Annotated in this window: 16 protein-coding genes; 13 read left to right on the forward strand and 3 right to left on the reverse strand. The window is 40.0% G+C overall.

What is annotated here, in order from left to right; translation table 11 throughout:
• Positions 1 to 27 precede the first annotated feature (27 nt).
• The 5 genes from NYE23_RS05865 (at position 28) to eutH (ending at position 6,195) form a co-directional block, all read left to right on the forward strand.
• A complete protein-coding gene (locus NYE23_RS05865; protein ID WP_341076168.1) occupies positions 28 to 999 on the forward strand; it encodes an electron transfer flavoprotein subunit alpha/FixB family protein in 972 nt (323 codons plus the stop codon).
• A gap of 100 nt (positions 1,000 to 1,099) precedes the next feature.
• A complete protein-coding gene (locus NYE23_RS05870; RefSeq protein ID WP_341076169.1) occupies positions 1,100 to 1,903 on the forward strand; it encodes an SDR family NAD(P)-dependent oxidoreductase in 804 nt (267 codons plus the stop codon).
• Positions 1,904 to 2,059: 156 nt separating this feature from the next.
• Positions 2,060 to 3,736, forward strand: coding sequence for a sigma-54 interaction domain-containing protein (locus NYE23_RS05875; RefSeq protein ID WP_341076170.1), 1,677 nt, complete (start codon positions 2,060 to 2,062; stop codon positions 3,734 to 3,736).
• Positions 3,737 to 3,914: 178 nt separating this feature from the next.
• Positions 3,915 to 5,033, forward strand: a complete 1,119-nt coding sequence (locus NYE23_RS05880) for a M24 family metallopeptidase (RefSeq protein ID WP_341076173.1) — start codon at positions 3,915 to 3,917, stop codon at positions 5,031 to 5,033.
• Between the two features lie 97 nt (positions 5,034 to 5,130).
• Entirely contained in the window at positions 5,131 to 6,195 is a 1,065-nt protein-coding gene (eutH, locus tag NYE23_RS05885; RefSeq protein WP_341076174.1) for an ethanolamine utilization protein EutH, read from the forward strand.
• Positions 6,196 to 6,260: 65 nt separating this feature from the next.
• Here eutH and NYE23_RS05890 read toward each other — a convergent pair whose 3' ends face one another.
• The gene (locus NYE23_RS05890; protein WP_341080613.1) at positions 6,261 to 7,451 is read right to left on the reverse strand and encodes a CynX/NimT family MFS transporter; all 1,191 of its coding nucleotides are present in this window, start codon (positions 7,449 to 7,451) and stop codon (positions 6,261 to 6,263) included.
• A gap of 392 nt (positions 7,452 to 7,843) precedes the next feature.
• Here NYE23_RS05890 and pepT point away from each other — a divergent pair, with 392 nt between their 5' ends.
• From pepT to NYE23_RS05910, 4 genes are all read left to right on the forward strand, one after another.
• Positions 7,844 to 9,085 (forward strand): peptidase T, encoded by a 1,242-nt coding sequence (pepT, locus tag NYE23_RS05895; RefSeq protein WP_341076176.1) that lies wholly within the window; start codon positions 7,844 to 7,846, stop codon positions 9,083 to 9,085.
• A 142-nt stretch (positions 9,086 to 9,227) separates the two neighbouring features.
• Entirely contained in the window at positions 9,228 to 10,304 is a 1,077-nt protein-coding gene (locus NYE23_RS05900) for a GerAB/ArcD/ProY family transporter (protein WP_341076178.1), read from the forward strand.
• Positions 10,304 to 11,761: a spore germination protein gene (locus NYE23_RS05905; RefSeq protein WP_341076181.1), complete on the forward strand. Its 1,458-nt coding sequence runs from the start codon at positions 10,304 to 10,306 to the stop codon at positions 11,759 to 11,761. The genes NYE23_RS05900 and NYE23_RS05905 overlap by 1 nt, the downstream gene beginning before the upstream one ends.
• Positions 11,758 to 12,912, forward strand: a complete 1,155-nt coding sequence (locus NYE23_RS05910) for a Ger(x)C family spore germination protein (RefSeq protein WP_341076184.1) — start codon at positions 11,758 to 11,760, stop codon at positions 12,910 to 12,912. The genes NYE23_RS05905 and NYE23_RS05910 overlap by 4 nt, the downstream gene beginning before the upstream one ends.
• A gap of 12 nt (positions 12,913 to 12,924) precedes the next feature.
• Here NYE23_RS05910 and NYE23_RS05915 read toward each other — a convergent pair whose 3' ends face one another.
• On the reverse strand, positions 12,925 to 13,449 hold the full coding sequence (locus NYE23_RS05915) for a PadR family transcriptional regulator (RefSeq protein WP_341076186.1): 525 nt from the start codon (positions 13,447 to 13,449) through the stop codon (positions 12,925 to 12,927).
• Between the two features lie 80 nt (positions 13,450 to 13,529).
• On the opposite strand from NYE23_RS05915, the gene NYE23_RS05920 reads away from it, so the two are divergent.
• On the forward strand, positions 13,530 to 14,279 hold the full coding sequence (locus NYE23_RS05920) for an SDR family NAD(P)-dependent oxidoreductase (RefSeq protein ID WP_341076187.1): 750 nt from the start codon (positions 13,530 to 13,532) through the stop codon (positions 14,277 to 14,279).
• 98 nt (positions 14,280 to 14,377) lie between these two features.
• Here NYE23_RS05920 and NYE23_RS05925 read toward each other — a convergent pair whose 3' ends face one another.
• A complete protein-coding gene (locus tag NYE23_RS05925; RefSeq protein ID WP_341076188.1) occupies positions 14,378 to 15,112 on the reverse strand; it encodes an SDR family NAD(P)-dependent oxidoreductase in 735 nt (244 codons plus the stop codon).
• A gap of 193 nt (positions 15,113 to 15,305) precedes the next feature.
• Here NYE23_RS05925 and NYE23_RS05930 point away from each other — a divergent pair, with 193 nt between their 5' ends.
• From NYE23_RS05930 to NYE23_RS05940, 3 genes are all read left to right on the forward strand, one after another.
• Positions 15,306 to 15,890 (forward strand): TetR family transcriptional regulator, encoded by a 585-nt coding sequence (locus NYE23_RS05930; protein WP_341076189.1) that lies wholly within the window; start codon positions 15,306 to 15,308, stop codon positions 15,888 to 15,890.
• Between the two features lie 76 nt (positions 15,891 to 15,966).
• Positions 15,967 to 16,302, forward strand: coding sequence for a DMT family transporter (locus NYE23_RS05935; protein WP_341076190.1), 336 nt, complete (start codon positions 15,967 to 15,969; stop codon positions 16,300 to 16,302).
• The gene (locus tag NYE23_RS05940; protein WP_341076191.1) at positions 16,302 to 16,616 is read left to right on the forward strand and encodes a DMT family transporter; all 315 of its coding nucleotides are present in this window, start codon (positions 16,302 to 16,304) and stop codon (positions 16,614 to 16,616) included. Before NYE23_RS05935 ends, NYE23_RS05940 begins: the two co-directional genes overlap by 1 nt.
• Positions 16,617 to 16,725 lie beyond the last annotated feature (109 nt).

Raw genomic sequence — 16,725 nt, forward strand, 5'->3', positions numbered from 1 at the left:
AAAAAAGCATACAGGAGGATTTTTGGTATGGGGAGAAAGGTTCTTGTTTTAGGTGAAGTCCGGGAAGGAACTTTGAGAAATGTATCTTTCGAAGCGATCAGTGCAGCAAAAACTGCCGCAGATGACGGTGAGATCGTAGGCGTATTGTTGGGAGAGGATGTCAGTGAATTAGCGGATGAACTCATCCGCTATGGAGCAGATCGGGTTGTAGTAGTTGAGCATGTTAACTTAAAGCAATATACTTCTGATGGATTCTCACAAGCGTTAGTAGCAGTAGCTGAACAGGAAAAGCCAGAGGCCATTATTATGGGACATACCACTCTTGGTAAAGATTTATCCCCAAGAGTGGCAGGGATTTTAGGCTCAGGTCTCATATCAGACGCCATTTCCATTGATGAAGCAGGAGGCAATCTAGTCTTTACACGTCCAATCTATTCGGGTAAGGCGTTTGAAAAGAAGATCATTACGGATGGGATCGTGTTTGCTACCATTCGTCCCAATAATATTGCTCCATTAGAAAAAGATAATTCACGCTCCGGGGAAGTTTTCTCCTTATCTGTAGAGGTTAAGAATCTGCGCACCATCATACAGGAAGTGTCGAGGAAAGTGACCGAGGGTGTGGACCTATCTGAAGCGAAGGTGATTGTCGCCGGCGGACGCGGAGTGAAAAGCAAAGAAGGATTTGAGCCATTAAAAGAACTGGCAAAGGCATTAGGAGGTGCTGTAGGGGCTTCCAGGGGAGCCTGCGATGCTGATTATTGTGATTATTCTCTTCAGATTGGGCAAACCGGGAAGGTGGTAACACCAGAGTTATATATTGCCTGCGGAATTTCAGGGGCCATTCAGCACCTCGCCGGAATGTCTAACTCTAAGGTGATTGTGGCAATTAACAAAGACCCGGAAGCAAATATTTTTCAGGTTGCCGATTATGGGATAGTGGGAGATTTATTCGAAGTAATACCAATGTTAATTGAGGAATTTGCAGCAATAAAAAATTAAAGCGCTATTAAAATGGTTTTGTAAAATACTTGTTTCTTTAAATGAATAGGAGTATACTTTCTCATCGGTTATCTATATGAGAAAAAAGGGGATTTTAAAGATGTCCAGAGTTGAAGGGAAAGTTGCTTTAATAACAGGCGGAGCTTCCGGAATTGGCTTGTCTGCTGCCGCGCTGTTAGCAAAAGAAGGTGCCAAGGTAGTGATTGGCGATTTTAATATAGAAGGAGCAAAAGAGGCAGCGGAAGCGATCATAGCCGACGGTGGAGAAGCAGCGGCAATATTTTTGGATGCATCAAAGGAAGAGTCCATTAAAGCAGCTGTTGATTTTACAGTTGATCAGTACGGCACCTTAAACGTAATGTTCAATAATGTAGGTTTGACTAATCTGCAAAAAGACCTGGATGTAGTGAACATCGATCTTGAAGAGTGGGATCGCTTGATGAACGTGAATACGAAAAGTGTACTGCTGGGCAGCCGGTTTGCCATCCCTCATATGATTGAGGCAGGCGGCGGTTCAATTATAAATACAGCTTCCATGTCAGCATTTGCTGCAGATTCTATCAGGTCTGCATATGGAGCATCTAAAGCAGCTGTCGTAAACCTGACAAAATACATTGCAGCACAATATGGGAAAAATAATATTAGGTGCAATGCGGTAGCTCCTGGCCTGATATTAACTCCAGCGGCTAAGAACAATATACCGCCGCAGGTGCTGGATATGTTCGAAAAATATAACGCTTTATCCTATCACGGGGAAGCGGATGATATTGGGTACACAGTCTTATTCCTTGCATCAGATGAGTCAAAATTCATTACTGGCCAGACGATTCAAGTGGAAGGCGGCCACTATCTTTCCAATCCGACAATGCCTGATTTCAATGCGCTGATGAAACAGGGAAAATAACTTAAAGCCGTTTACTGATAAAAACAGCAGCCAATGTAAGGCTGCTGTTTTTATGCTTTTTTTCGTGGAGGCCATAAGCTTCAAATATTTTGATTTCTGTGGAACGTATAATAAAATCAGGTAAGAAGTTACTGAATGACCCGGACGGTGAGCCCTATGAAAAGATTAAAAAAGTGTTTGCGCACTGATTTCTGCTTTGAACATGACAATGATTATAAAGAGAACACTGTATTGCTTCAGTACCAGGACAGTGAATTATCCTATATGGAGAGAGAGGAGTATTCCTTCTACAAAAAATATAGTAAAGATTTATATTGGAAAAAGTGTGTACTATTGTCTTTGGATGATTTCGATTTAAGCCTTTTGGAAAAGGGGCTATTAACTGAGCTTATTGTATTCACTGATTCTGACAGCAACATAATCGGATATGTAAAGTGTCAGGATTTGCTTAAGGAACTCAGCAGTGAATTCAAGGAGTTACAGGCTTATTTCCATACAGTAATGGATACCATTGAGAATTCGGTTTCAGTTGTGGACAAGGAAGGGAAAACAATTGTCTGGACAGAAGGGGCTGAAAAAATATTTTCTATCAGCAAAAAAGATATTCTGGGAGAAAACATGAAAAAGTTCTTTCCTGAAGAAATGCTTTTAAACCAGGAAACACTTCTGACTGGAAAATCATTTAAGCATCATCTTCATAAACCAAGAGAAGATCTCTTTGTACTGATAAATATTAATCCGGTTGTAGTGAATGGTGACATTATTGGTGCTGCAGCGGCCGAAACTGACATAACGAGCCATGTCATGCTGAGCCAGGAGTTATTGAGTGCTTCATCTAAAATCCAGCAGCTGCAAAACGAAGTTTCCAGACTCAACAATACAACTGATCCCTTTCAAAAGATTAAAGGGTCAAGTATGGAAATAAAAAATGCTGTATCTCTGGCGAAAAAGATGGCTAAAACGGATCAGAATGTATTACTGCTGGGTGAAACAGGCGTAGGAAAAGAAGTATTTGCAAAGGCAATACATGATGAATGCCGATTATCGAAACCTTTTATTGCTTTGAATTGCGGTGCCATTTCTCCAGCGCTGTTTGAAAGTGAATTGTTTGGATATGAAAAAGGGGCTTTTTCAGGAGGAGATCCGAACGGGAAGCCTGGCAAATTTGAACTTGCTGATGAAGGCACATTGTTTCTGGATGAAGTGGGGGATTTACCTTTAGACCAGCAGGTGAAATTGCTGAGAGTCCCTGAGAACAAGACCTATTATTCTGTAGGCGGTTTGAAGGCGAAAGAGGCCAAATGCAGAATAATAGCTGCAACCAATAAGAATCTGGAAGCGATGGCAGAGAGAGGCGAATTCAGGGAAGATTTGTTTTACAGGCTGAATATATTAACGATACATATCCCGCCATTAAGAAAAAGAAGGCAGGATATTTTAGAGTTATTCCATCTCTTCATTCATGAGTCATCATTAAAATATGGGCTGGACATTACATTTATAGCACCGCAAATTACACAATTGCTGCTGGAATATGAATGGAAGGGGAATATTAGAGAGCTAAGAAATACAGTCGATAGAATGGTTCTTTTATCTGAAAATGGTTCCATATTGCCTAATGCACTGCCGGAAAAGATAGTAAAGGAGATACCTCATTTGTGCATGCCGTCTGCCAATGAATTGCAGAACGAAATAAACAGCTTCGAAAAACAAAAAATTCTTGATGCGTTAAAAGGAAAAAATGGAAATAAGTCAGAAGCGGCAAAACGGTTAGGCATAACAAGAACGACATTATATAACAAGATGAAAAAATTAAATATAACCGATTGGTAATAAAAGGAGGAAAGGAATCACAGAAGATTTCTTTCTTCTTTTTATTGTAAAGAAATCTTTACACTTAACGTAACGTTGTTAAAGAAAGTGAACAACCCATACATAGAAAACTTGCCATAATGGCTGGTGAAGGCTGGCACGATAATTGCATATTGAAATAGAGAAAGGAGATTTTTTTATGAATATCAAAATAGCAACTTTAGAGAAATTTTTAGAAAAGAAAAACTGGTCTGGGGGACTCATTACATCTCGGCAAAACATTTTTTACTTAACAGGCTTTGATTACGATCCGCATGAACGTTTTGTAGGAATTTTCATTTTTCCTGGACATGCCCCTCTAATTGTATTGCCTGAAATGGAGCTGAAAATGCTCCTTGAAGCGGGCTGGAGAGATAACTATATCTGTTATAAGGATTCAGATAACGTCTGGGGAATGATAAAAGAATATCTTAATGAGAAAATAAGCATGATCACAGACTTTGCAGTAGAAGAGACGTTTATTTCTCTTAAATATGTTCGTATGCTGCAGAAAATGCTGCCAAATATTCAGCTGCAAAACCTGGATCAGGTGCTTACTGAGATGAGAATGAGAAAAAGCCCTGAAGAAATAAAAAAATTAAGGATAGCAGCGCAATATGCAGATTATGCAATACAGGCAGGAATTGATGCATTGTATGAAGGTGTAACAGAGTTAGAGGTGCTGGGTGAAATTGAATATAAAATAAAGAAAGCAGGACTGCGTGATATGTCCTTCAGCACAATGGTTCTTTTTGGAAGAAATTCAAGCAACCCCCATGGTGTTCCTGGTGAGAATAAATTGCAGCCGGGAGATACCATCTTATTTGATTTAGGTGTTAAATACCAGGGATATTGTTCGGATATCACTCGAACATTTGTCTTTAAGGAATTAAGGGACGAAATCAAAGAGATGTATGATATCGTGCTGAAAGCTAATTTGGCAGCTCTGCAGGAGTGCAGGGCAGGCAATGAAATGAGAAAAATAGATCAAGCTGCAAGAACCGTAATAAGTGATGGCGGATTTGCGGAATACTTTCCTCATAGAATTGGGCATGGCCTTGGAATCGAAGTACATGAAGAACCTTCTTTACACGCTGAAAACGAGGAAATTCTCCGGGAAGGCATGGTGCTGACTGTAGAACCAGGAATTTACATCCCTGGTGCAGGCGGGGTGAGAATAGAGGATGATGTGGTGATAACAGAAGAAGGGATCGAAGTATTAACGAAGTTTCAGAAAGACTTGCAAGTCTTAAAAGGGAAAACTTCTGATTGTAAATAGTCACTTATAATATAAGTTGAATGAGCGTTTTGCTTAAATCTGCAGCATGAAAGAGCCGGATCTCGGTCCGGTTCGTAAACATCAAGGTGGGTCATAATTGGAGAATTTCATTATTTATTTAATAGCTATATTTGTCGCTATAGGTGGAATCGATAGGATTTTAGGAAACAAATTTAAGATCGGAGAAGAGTTTTCAAAAGCTTTTTATAGTATGGGTGCCCTGTCACTATCGATGATTGGCATTATTTCTATATCTCCTGTATTGGCAGATATATTAATACCAATTATCTCACCTGTTTATTCCTTTTTTGGGGCTGACCCTTCCATGTTTGCTTCAACACTCTTTGCTCTGGATATGGGAGGGTATAAACTTGCGGCTGAAATGACAGATGATATGAATGCAGCCAATTTTTCCTGGGTGTTTTTAGGTACCATGATGGGGCCAACACTGGTGTTTACCATCCCTGTTGCCTTAAATTTAATTCAAAAAAAAGACCAGGCTAATTTTGCAAAAGGGATCCTGATCGGATTAATGACTATTCCAATTGGCTGCCTTGTTGGCGGATGGATTTCGGGTTTTCATTTAGTATGGATGCTTCAAAACCTGCTTCCAACGATTCTGTTATCCATTGTTATCATGATTTCATTAATAAAAATTCCAAAAGCTACAACGAAAATGTTCATTGGATTCTCAAAAATCATTGAGGTTGTATTAATATCAGGCTTAGTCATTGTGATTTTCCAAACTCTAACAGGAGTTGAATATGTTAAGAACTTAGTTCCTATACATGAGAGCTTTAAAACCATTGGGGATATTACCATCATGCTTGCCGGTGCATTTCCATTGGTGTTCTTTCTGCAGCATGTGCTGAAAAAGCCGTTTGAAAAAGCAGGCAATAAAATTGGCCTCACGCACCAATCTCTAGTCGGTTTATTATCGTCATTGGCTCACCATGTTCCGATGTTTTCAAAGTTTGATCTTCTTGATGCAAGGGGGAAGGTCATCAATACAGCTTTTGCAGTAAGCGGTTCCTTTGTATTGGGGAGTCATCTGGGCTTTGTTGCCGCTGTGGACAAAAGCTTTATTGTCCCCATGATTTTTGGAAAGCTGACAGCTGGAATTTTAGCCGCAATAATTGCTTATTTTGTTATGAATGATTAGGTTAATGCAGACAGACTGAAGGTAAAACAGTAGCCGTTCTAATGAACATGCTGCTGTTTTTTCATTTATGCACTGGTTGTAGCTGTCTTTTTCTGCTTATGCTGCACACCTTGCAGAACAAATTGATCCCGGCCTGCTCCAATTCCGGAAATAGTAAAGATGGCCGTAATGATCATAAGGAAGATCAATGGAACGGTCCAGGAGTGGAATAGGTCATACAGTGAGCCGATGAGAATCGGTCCTGCCGCGGCAAGCAGGTAGCCGACGGATTGAGCCATTCCTGAAAGGCTGGCTGCCTGTTTGGCATTTTCAGCACGAAGGCCGATCAGGGTTAAGGAATGACTGATTGCAGCTCCAAGACCAATCCCGAGAATAACGATGCTGATGTTAGAGATGATGGCATTGACATTCATCAGGAGACCCGTTATGCCGGCAAAAGTAAAAAGGCCGATGCCAAAAGCAATCCCTTTTTGGTTAGGAAGCCGGTCGGCAAGAACGGGAATAATAAAATTAACAGGGAGTCCTGAAAATTGGAAAACGGTTACCATCCATCCGGCAGCGGCGATTTCCCGGCCCTGGCTATGAAGAATTTCGGGGAGCCAGGTAGTGGTGCTGAAATAGACCATTGATTGCAATCCCATAAACAGTGTGACCTGCCAGGCGATGGGCGAGGACCAGATAGAACCCTTGGATGCAGATACTTTAGGTATTTCCGTTTTTTTCTTTCTTAATATGATCTGGGGAAGCCAGACAATAATGGCGATAAGTATTAAGATGGTCCATACACCAAGTGAAAGTCTCCATCCTAAGCCAAGATTTTCGGCAAGCGGGATACTGAAACCGGGCGCTAGTCCTGCACAAATGCCCATTGAAAATGTATAAATGCCTGTAAGCAGGCCAACCTTTTGCGGGAATTTTTCCTTGACCATACCAGGAAGAAGCACATTGCAAAGGCCTACGCCTAACCCGATTAATACAGTTCCTATGTAGAGCGGGGGAAGCATTCCTAATGAACGGGCCGCAATGCCGGCTCCCAAAATAGTCAACCCCAAAAGAATGCTCCATTCACTTCCAAGCTTTTGGGCAATCCTCGGAACAAAGGGGGAGAGCAGGGCGAAGGCAACGAGCGGAAGGGTAGTCAGAAGGCCGGCTGCACTATTGGAAATTCCCGTTTCATCCCGGATTGCACCAATCAATGGTCCGACTGATGTAATCGCTGGGCGTAAATTAAAAGCCACAAAAATAATGCCGGCCATCAGGAAAAAGGTTTTTGAATCAAATTTTGCTGAACTTCTCAACTAAAGACACTCCTTAAAAGTATTTCCAACATCCTTCGCTTAACGAAAAGACAATATTCAGAATAGTATATATGCATGCCGTTCAAAAGTACATAGGTTTTCATGAAAAATGCAATCTTTTCATATGAAATTAAACCCTCCATTTAGTTAAGCAGTCTTTAAATGACCAACTTCCAAATAAATATCTACTGTACAAACGTATATAATCTTTTTAGCGGGAAATAGATTTTTCTCAGTTTCCTTTATATATATTGTTTAGCTGTAAAAACATAATGTATTATAAAAATAACTGGAGTTGTAAGAAACTCTTGATTTTTGTTTTTAAGTAGGGTCAGAATGGGGGATGTGGCATGAAAAAAGATTTAATAGAGAGATTGACAAGATATGTAAAAGTTGATACACAATCCAAATATGGTACTGAACATACTCCGTCAACGCCTGGTCAGCTGGTGCTTGCGAATATGCTTGCAGAGGAATTAAAAGATATTGGTATGTCTAATGTTACAATCGACCAACATGGCTATGTAATGGCGACGTTACCATCAAATATAAGCAAAGATGTTCCAGCAATTGGATTTCTTGCACATCTTGATACCTCTAGTGACTACACAGGGAAAAATGTAAACCCTCAACTGGTGGAAAATTATGATGGAACCGACATTATTTTAAATAAGGAATCAAACATTGTGCTGTCTGTAAGGGATTTTCCTGAAATGCCCTGCTATAAAGGACATACACTCATAACAACAGATGGAACAACACTGCTCGGGGCGGATGATAAAGCTGGCATAGCGGAAATCATGACAGCAATGGAATATCTAATTAAACACCCTGAAATTAAGCATGGAACGGTAAGAGTTGCGTTTACACCAGACGAAGAGATATCTAAAGGAGCGGATACGTTTGATGTTGATGCTTTTGGTGCTCAATTCGCATACACAATGGACGGAGGCCCATTAGGTGAATTAGAATATGAGAGCTTTAATGCCGCAGAAGCTTTAATTACGATAAAAGGCAGAAATGTTCATCCCGGTACAGCAAAAGGGAAGATGATAAATTCCACTAAAATTGCCATAGAATTGAACAGCAGATTACCAGTTGAGGAAGTACCTGAATCGACCGATGGATATGAAGGCTTTTACCACCTTTACTCTATGAAAGGAACTATCGAACTCACAACTGTCAGCTATTTAATTAGGGATTTTGATAAAGAAAACTTTAATGCACGAAAAGCAAAGTTGGAAAACATAGTGAAAGACCTTCAAAGAACGTATGGAAATGATGCCATTCTTCTTGAAATGAAGGATGAATACTATAATATGAAAGAAAAAATAGAACCTGTTTTTGAAATTGTGGATATAGCTAAGAAAGCCATGGAGAATTTGGATATCGAACCTGATATTAAACCCATTCGCGGGGGAACAGATGGTTCAACTTTATCCTTCATGGGGCTGCCGACACCCAATATTTTTACAGGCGGAGAAAACTTCCATAGTAAATATGAGTTTGCGTCAGTTGATAATATGGCTAAAGCTGCAAATGTCATAATAGAAATAGTTCGATTGTTTGCAGAGAAAAAAATAATTGATTAAGGCAATCATAAACTGAATGATGAGAAAAAAGAAATCAGCGGTAAATTTACCGCTGATTTCTTTTTGGCCGGTCCTTACGATGCATAAATAATCCAATATAGCAAAAATTATCTCTATTACACTTGGTTAGCGGGGATTGACTATGAAATATTCCAGACTCCAAATATCGTTTTTGCTGATTTTATTTACAGGAATATCAAATCACGTCATGATCCTTCCACACCTTTTAAGAGTAGCGAATCGTGATGCGTGGGTATGTGTGCTGGCTGCTTATGGGATTTTGCTTCTCTGGGGACTATTTCTTTATTTCATTTTGAAAAGGCTGAAGGGGGAGGGCTTGAGGGGCTGGATAAAAGATAGGGCAGGGAAATTTGTCTCCATGGGAATTATACTGATTTTCGCCGTTTATTTCTTTGTGAGCGGAGTTCTGGCATCATATGATTTCATTCTTCTGATAAAGATATATTTCCTCCCGTTAACACCTGCTTGGGTTGTTACAGGATGTTTTCTGCTTCTATGTGTGTGGGCTGCATTTAAAGGGTTCAAGGTAATTGTCTATTTGTCAGCTTTATTATTGCCCATTGTGTGGACATTGGGGTATTTTGTTGCTTTTTCCACCTTAAACAAAAAAGAATATTCCTATCTTCTTCCTGTTTTGGAGAACGGTTTTGACCCTATTAAAGACGGTGTAATCATTGTTTTGGGCGGAAGTATTGATTTGCTGGTTTTATTTTTAATTCAAGATCGGATGAAAAAGCCTTTTAATTACTGGAACTTATACATTCTGATAACGATTCTTTTAGGTCTTGTATTAGGTCCAACGATGGGATCGATTTCTTCTTTCGGACCGATTGTTTCGTCCAACCTTCGTTACCCTGCATTTGAACAGTGGAGGCTGGTCCAATTAGGAAAACAAATTTCCCATCTTGATTTTTTAGCTGTTTTCCAATTTCTGTCAGGTTCGTTAATTAAAGTTTCATTATGTCTATCTTTTCTTGTAGAACTTATTGAGATTAAATCAGAAAAAATAAAAAGAAACTTTCTCATTTTCACCGGCATTTTAGTTTCTTCTGTTTCCATTGTACCTTTAAGTGATATTTGGCTGCAGAAAAAGATTGCTGGATATTACTATCCAATCCTGTTTATTGGTGGTTTTGCACTTTCTCTAATTCTATTTGCCATTAGCTATCTGCCTAAAAAGAAGGGAGTGCCTTTTTAATGGACCTTGATCATGACTTGTCAGAAAACATAAGAGTCTTGGAAGAAAAGCTTTCTTCTGGGAAAATGGATGAAAAAAATCTTCTGGATTTTTTTAAAAGCTATTCCGATGTAAAAGTAGCACAGTTTAAACAATCAGAGGGAGATACTGCTGTTATTTACTGTGCGGGTATGATCGATGGCACCCAGCTGAATGAATATTACAATAGTGTTTTTACCTTCCTTTCAAAAGAGAGGGACATGGAGCAGTTGCCGGATCTGCCTCCTATTGTGACTTTGAATTCCTTTAGAATAATGATTGAAAAAGTTTTTTCTGGTTTTTTGATTTTTTTTCGGAACGGCAGGCCATTCTTCTGGGCCATAGATATTGCTGATATTCCAAAGAGGACGCCGGAGGAATCCAAAACAGAAACTTCCATCAAAGGGCCGAAAGACGGATTCACAGAAGAAATCAATACAAATATCTCTTTAATACGAAAGAGAATCAGAAGCCCTAAGCTATATAATGAATCATTTGTAATAGGGTCATTAAGTCAGACAAAGGTTTCGCTTCTTTACTTAACCAACAAAATAAATCCGGTAATACTTGAAGAAATCCGTGAGCGGCTGAGTACCATTGAAACAGAAAGTATATTGAGTGCCGGACAGCTCGAACAATGGCTTTCGGACCGGACCTTTTCCTTATTTCCGCTTGTCGATTACATAACACGGCCGGATTTTACTATTGAATGCATGCTGCGTGGCAGGTTCATCATCATAGTCGATGGCTCTCCAATGGTTTTAATTGGTCCTGCTAATTTAACAGAATTAACAAAATCGCCGGAGGATCTTCATTTTCCCTATTATTTTGTTCTATTCCAAAGAATGTTAAGACTGGTTGGCATTGTGATCGCCATTTTCCTGCCCGGCTTCTGGATAGCGATAGCTGATGTAAATCTAGACCAGCTGCCTTTTCCTCTTTTAGCAACAGTGGTTGTGTCTAGAAATGGACTGCCGCTGCCAGGTGGACTGGAGGCTTTTTTTATCCTTGGTTTGTTTGAATTACTAAGGGAGGCCGGGGTGAGAATGCCCACGGCTGTTGGGCAGACTATATCGATTGTTGGGGGTTTGATCATTGGGGATGCCTCGATCAGAGCAGGTCTTGCATCCCCCACCATTATTGTTGTTATTGCTCTGACTGCCGTAGCAACTTATACACTGGTAAATCAATCGTTATCAGGGACGGTCACTGTTCTTCGATTCATAACCCTGCTTATATCATCCTTCCTGGGCATTTTTGGTGTGTTTATTTGTGTATTTGGTGTTCTTATTTATCTGTGTCAACTCGAGTCCTATAAATTAGCCTATATGGAGCCGATTGTTTCACTTAAGCCCAAGGAAATTTTTTCTGCATTGCTGATTAATCCTTTTAAGAGACGTGATTTTACAGCCCCAATTTTAAGAAGGGGGAACAAATGATGCTTCCAGCTTTCCGCAAATGGCTATTTATAGCTCTGGCATCCGTGCTTATCATTTCTCAATCGGGTTGTACGGATATGAAAGAAATGAAGGATCTTAACTATGCCACTGCAATTGGTGTGGATTATAAGGATGGAAAGTATCATACCTATATTCAGATGGTGGATCTAATGAAAGTGGCCAAAACAGAAGGAGGAGATACGTCTCCCGCGAATATGTGGGTATCTGAGGCTGAAGGAGAAACATTTAATAGTGCTTTCTTCGATGTTTACAAGACATCGCAAGTAAGAATAATCTGGGCCCATGTAACGGCCATTGTGCTAAGTGAATCTGCCTTAGAACAGGGGTTTCATGAAATTTTAGATGGCCTGACCCGTTACCACGAATTCCGATTGACACCGTGGGTATATGGAACGAAGGAAAAAATTTCTGACATCCTTTCTGTAAGGGGCTTTTTTGGACAGACGTCACTTGATACGATTTTGCATAGCCCTGAATCAGTTTTTCAGCAGAGCTCTCAGCTTAAGCCTATTGAATTCTTTAAACTGGCTAAACAGATCTATGAACCAGCTTATACGGCTTTTGTCCCTTCACTTTCTGTGAATGATTCCCAATGGGAAGAAAACCAAATAAAAGAACCAAAACTATCTGTAAATGGTGCTTTCTTCATAAAGAATAAAAGCTATAAGGGTTTTTATTCTAGGAAGGTATTAGAAGGAATCAGATGGGTCATCCCTAAGATGGCAAGAATACAGGTGTTAATACCAAGTGAAGAAGAGCCGCAATTTCTCCCGGTTTTTGAGGACCCGAAAGCTAATTATAAAGCAAAGAATGGCAGGGTAGAAATAGAGGTAGAGGCTAAAGGTTACATCACTAACCGAGATAATAATAAAACGACTAATTTAAAAGAAATGGAAGACCTGACTGAAGCGGTTATAAAGAAAGAGATCCAAAGGCTATTTGATTTAAGCATTGAGGAAAATACAGATTTTCTCAATTTAGAACACACTTTATACCGGGACAACTGGAAGGTTTGGAAGAAAAATAAACATTTGACTCAAGAATCTTTAAAAAGCATCAAAGTCAATGTAGAATTAATTCATTCGGGCGGATCTAAAAATCGCGTATTAGAAATGGATTATATGAGGTAAGCAAAAAGGGGATCAGGTCCCCTTAGTTTTGCTTTTTTCCTCCAACGCGTTAAGAATCTTAATGAGCCAATTTATATAAAATGAATTCAATCCCTTATAATGCTCTTGGATCAGGTTCGGAATAACTGCTTGGTAGTCATGCTTCGCTTGAATTTCTGTCTTCAATTCGGAGATCCAGGCATTAATATGTTGGGCTGCTTGGGGAACTTCAGATGATTCGATAAATAATAAGGCTGGATATAAGGATCGCGGTTCTGGCATCCGCTTTTTAAATACCTCGACAATTTCTTCTGAAAGCTGGTTTTTTCCTTCTTCAGTAATTTGATAGACCGTCCGGTTTGGGCGGTTGTTTACCTGTTCCTGCTTTTCCGCCTGTATCCAGTTGTGTTTTTCGAGTTTGCGGATGGCGTGGTATAAATTCCCGTCTGTGACAGGGAATAGCTGATCCCATTTGTGTTCTAAAATGACCTTTTTCATTTCATACGGGTGGTACTTTTTTTCTTTTAACAGACCAAGAATGACAATTTGAATAGACATGATAGGCAACTCCTTTTTCCGATCAATTACTTTGCGCAAAGTAATGAATAGATTTATAATAAAGGTGAGGAGGAGATTTAATGAACTTACAAGGCAAAGTTGCATTAATTACAGGCGGTGCAGGCGGCATTGGCAAAGGTATAGCCGCATCCATGCTAAAACATGGCGCTAAAGTTGTCATAGCTGATATCAATCAGGAAGCCGGTGAGGCGGCTGTACAACAATTAAGTCAATTTGGATCCATACATTTTATTGTAAAAGATATTTCAAAAAAGGAAAACGCTGCAGAACTTGTCCAGGAAACAGTTTCACAGTTCGGAAAACTGGACATCCTTGTCAACAACGCGCATGTTTCCAGACAGATGCCGTTTGTGAATACAACACTGGAAGACTTTGAATTATCCTTTAATACAGGATTTTACCCTACTGTCCATTTAATGCAAGCCTCTTATGAACAGCTTAAGAAAAATAAAGGATTCGTGATTAACTTTGCTTCAGGTGCCGGCATTTCGGGCCAGGTGAACCAGGCCTCCTATGGATCTGCTAAAGAAGCGATCCGCGGTTTGACGCGAACTGTTGCAAATGAGTGGGCTAAAGATCAGATTAATGTGAATTTAATTTCACCAATTGCTTATACTGAAGGCGTGAAAAATTGGAGCGCGAACTTCCCTGATCAATATGAGCAGGTACTCAATGGAATTCCGCTTGGCCGCATGGGAGACCCGGAAAAGGACATTGGAGAAGTGGCGGTATTCTTAAGCAGCGAAAGCAGCTCCTATATTACCGGACAGACCATCATGGTTGACGGGGGAACGCAAAAATTAACATAAACAAAGAAACTGTCCGCTTGGACAGTTTCTTTGTTTATGATGGGCATATCCCATCTGATGTCAGATGACGGTCCAGCTTAGGTGGTGCCTTCCGCATTCTATTGTGCAGAGAATCCGCCATCAATAACTAATTCTGCTCCTGAGATATATGAGGCATCATCTGAAGCAAGGAACAATACAGCACGTGCCACGTCATCAGCTTCACCAAGTCTTTGAAGCGGAGTGGCCTGAATTAATCTTTGCAGCACTTCACTGGACTCTGAAAGGTTCTCTGTCATTGGCGTTTTAATGACGCCAGGGAAAACGGCATTAACCCTGATTCCGAATCGGCCGAACTGTGTGCTTGCCGCTCTGGAGATGGCTCTGACAGCTCCTTTTGAAGCCGTGTATGTGTTTGTGCCCATTCCAACCATGGCTGTGTAGCTGGAAATATTTACAACCGCACCGCTTTGCTGTTTGACCATTTGCGGCAATACATGCTTCATTCCTGCAAATGGCCCGAAGCCATTGATGCGCATCATCAGATCCCAATCTTCAATTGTCACATCATCCATATGCTTCTCACTTGAAATGCCCGCATTATTAATAAGAACATCGATTCTTCCATGATCGGCAACAATTTCTTCCACTGCCTTTTTCCAATCATCCTCTGACATGACATTCAGCAATTTGCCTTCCACTGCATCATTTTGGCTGACAACGTCCAAGAGCTCTTTGTTAATGTCCGCTGCAATAACATATGCGCCTTCCTCGACTAAAAGCTCAGTCATGCGTTTTCCCATTCCTGATGCTCCGCCGGTAACCAATACAATTTTATTATCGAATTTACCCATTATATTTCCCCCTAGAATTCTCATTCTTAATAGCGTTTACAAATCAAGTATAACCGATACTATACTTTGTGCAAAGTAATTAGATTTGGAAAAGTACCAAGTTTTAAGGGACTTTTCATTATTCTTGATAGAAAGGGAAAGGATTGGTATAATGAATGACAGTCAGTCATTTTTTGGTCAAGGAGGATATACCATGCAGGATCGGCCAGATGATAAATACAGCAGAATACTGAACGCCTCTATAGAGGTTATTTCTGAAAAAGGCCTTGAAAAATCTTCGGTATCTGAGATTGTTAAGAAAGCAGGCATCGCTCAGGGAACATTCTATTTATATTTTTCTTCAAAGAGTGATTTGGTTCCAGCTATCGCCAATTCACTTCTCACGAAGATTCTGGAACGGATGAAGAGGAAGGTGCAGGGAACAGAAAGCTTCTGGAGCACTTTAGATGCCGTAATTGAAGAGACCTTTAAGGTTACCGATGAACATAAAGATATCATAGTACTTGTATACTCAGGACTTGCTTTCAATCATTCCCTGGAAAAATGGGAAGAGGTATACCGGCCATATTACGAATGGCTTGAGATTGAAATCAGCAAGGCAGTTCAAAAAGAAGAAATTTATGAAGACATAAATGTAAAATGGACTTCAAGGACCATCATTAACTTGATCGAAAATGCTGCTGAAAGATATTATATTGGCGGAGAGCAGGATGAGTCCCTGGCTGTTTATAAGGAAGAGCTTTTTAAATTTATCAGAAAATCACTAATCAAGGACTAAAATTATTGGACTGCTTCCCAATAATTTTTCTTTAAAGAGAAATGACTGACTGTCATTCATAGGGGGTTGAGAGCAAATGAAATGGATGTTAGTATTTGCAGCCGGCATCCTTGAAGTGATGTGGGCTTCAGGTTTAAAATATGCAGACTCATATCTGGAGTGGACGATTACCACAGTGCTGATAGCAGCAAGTTTCATCTTATTGATCCGCTCATATAAGGTAATTCCTGTTGCAGCGGCATATACCGTTTTCGTCGGGATTGGAACTGTGGGCACCTATATTTTAGGTGTGATAATGGGAGAGCCTTTTTCGGTAACTCAAGTATTCTTTTTGGTGATTTTATTGGCAGGGATCATTGGCATGAAGACCTTTACTAAACAGGAAAACACGGAAGCGGGAGGTGAATCATAATGGCCTGGGGATTATTGGTCCTGGCGGGGATAGAAGAAGTGATTGCCACAATCGCGATGAAATACATGGATGGAACGAAAAAGAAATGGCCGATCGCTGTAATGACAGTTGGTTTTATTTTCTCGTTCTTTTGTTTATCCATGGCTATGCAAAGAATTCCAGCTGGTGTGGCTTATGCAATTTGGACGGGAGTGGGGAGCATTGGCATTACACTCGCCGGTTTGTTCTGGTTTAAAGAAAAATTCGGATATAAACAATTTTTATCCCTGGCTTTTATCTTAATTGGAGTAATTGGTCTGGGGATGACATCTTAATAAAGTTTTAAGCTATAAGAATAACTGGAAGCAGACCTTAAATATGCTGGTCTGCTTTTTTGGTAAAAAATAAAAAAAATTAGTTGCAAATTACAAATAAAATATCTAT

This window comes from Cytobacillus sp. FSL H8-0458 (assembly GCF_038002165.1).
In the GTDB taxonomy this organism is placed as follows: domain Bacteria; phylum Bacillota; class Bacilli; order Bacillales; family Cytobacillaceae; genus Cytobacillus.

What these genes read in the sequence shown, in the direction of transcription:
- NYE23_RS05875 (WP_341076170.1), top strand. Translation starts at nt 2,060, where the DNA reads ATGAAAAGATTAAAAAAGTGTTTGCGCACTGATTTCTGCTTTGAACAT.
- NYE23_RS05925 (WP_341076188.1), bottom strand. Translation starts at nt 15,112, where the DNA reads ATGGGTAAATTCGATAATAAAATTGTATTGGTTACCGGCGGAGCATCA.
- NYE23_RS05865 (WP_341076168.1), top strand. Translation starts at nt 28, where the DNA reads ATGGGGAGAAAGGTTCTTGTTTTAGGTGAAGTCCGGGAAGGAACTTTG.
- pepT (WP_341076176.1), top strand. Translation starts at nt 7,844, where the DNA reads ATGAAAAAAGATTTAATAGAGAGATTGACAAGATATGTAAAAGTTGAT.
- NYE23_RS05890 (WP_341080613.1), bottom strand. Translation starts at nt 7,451, where the DNA reads ATGGCCGGCATTATTTTTGTGGCTTTTAATTTACGCCCAGCGATTACA.
- NYE23_RS05900 (WP_341076178.1), top strand. Translation starts at nt 9,228, where the DNA reads ATGAAATATTCCAGACTCCAAATATCGTTTTTGCTGATTTTATTTACA.
- NYE23_RS05880 (WP_341076173.1), top strand. Translation starts at nt 3,915, where the DNA reads ATGAATATCAAAATAGCAACTTTAGAGAAATTTTTAGAAAAGAAAAAC.
- NYE23_RS05870 (WP_341076169.1), top strand. Translation starts at nt 1,100, where the DNA reads ATGTCCAGAGTTGAAGGGAAAGTTGCTTTAATAACAGGCGGAGCTTCC.
- NYE23_RS05905 (WP_341076181.1), top strand. Translation starts at nt 10,304, where the DNA reads ATGGACCTTGATCATGACTTGTCAGAAAACATAAGAGTCTTGGAAGAA.
- NYE23_RS05940 (WP_341076191.1), top strand. Translation starts at nt 16,302, where the DNA reads ATGGCCTGGGGATTATTGGTCCTGGCGGGGATAGAAGAAGTGATTGCC.
- NYE23_RS05920 (WP_341076187.1), top strand. Translation starts at nt 13,530, where the DNA reads ATGAACTTACAAGGCAAAGTTGCATTAATTACAGGCGGTGCAGGCGGC.
- NYE23_RS05935 (WP_341076190.1), top strand. Translation starts at nt 15,967, where the DNA reads ATGAAATGGATGTTAGTATTTGCAGCCGGCATCCTTGAAGTGATGTGG.
- NYE23_RS05915 (WP_341076186.1), bottom strand. Translation starts at nt 13,449, where the DNA reads ATGTCTATTCAAATTGTCATTCTTGGTCTGTTAAAAGAAAAAAAGTAC.
- NYE23_RS05910 (WP_341076184.1), top strand. Translation starts at nt 11,758, where the DNA reads ATGATGCTTCCAGCTTTCCGCAAATGGCTATTTATAGCTCTGGCATCC.
- NYE23_RS05930 (WP_341076189.1), top strand. Translation starts at nt 15,306, where the DNA reads ATGCAGGATCGGCCAGATGATAAATACAGCAGAATACTGAACGCCTCT.